Annotated in this window: 1 protein-coding gene; it reads right to left on the reverse strand. The window is 35.7% G+C overall.

What is annotated here, in order from left to right; translation table 11 throughout:
- Positions 1-402, reverse strand: a 402-nt coding sequence (locus ACFX59_RS18440) for an HTH domain-containing protein (RefSeq protein WP_387434541.1), incomplete at its 3' end; no start/stop codon positions are given.
- Between the last annotated feature and the right edge of the window lie 100 nt (positions 403-502).

The raw sequence follows: 502 nt of genomic DNA on the forward strand, positions 1-502 counted from the left end.
CAATTTCTGACGAATCTGTCTCATATCCTCATCAATAGAAGATTTGGAAACATGGTATTTTCTTTCCTTTTGCGTGAGAAACACTGGTTGATTTCCTAAACCGATATCGAGGATAATATCCAAAATCCTTTCTTCTCTTGTCAGATATTCGTCGAGAGAAACTTCAAACGCGAGCTGTTTTATGGTATAGATTTCTTCCTCTGTCAACTCGATGAAATATCCTTGAGAGCGTTTCTGTTGGACAAATGGAAGCTGGTGTTCTTGCAAGTATTCATTGATTTCACCTATATCATTACGAATGGTGCGAAAACTCACATCATACTCTTCACTCAATCTTTCAACACTCACAGGAAGTTCGGAGATAATAATTTTATTTAATATGGCGGCCGTTCTTTCTTTCATTTCTCCCCTCCTTCTTGATACTTTAATTGTAAAACATTTGACGTTCAAATTGTAGTAGATATTTTTGCAACTAAAAAAGGAAGAAAAGTAAGCGTTTTCT

Origin of the sequence: Sphingomonas sp. NCPPB 2930 (assembly GCF_042867205.1) — a bacterium.
In the GTDB taxonomy this organism is placed as follows: domain Bacteria; phylum Pseudomonadota; class Alphaproteobacteria; order Sphingomonadales; family Sphingomonadaceae; genus Sphingomonas.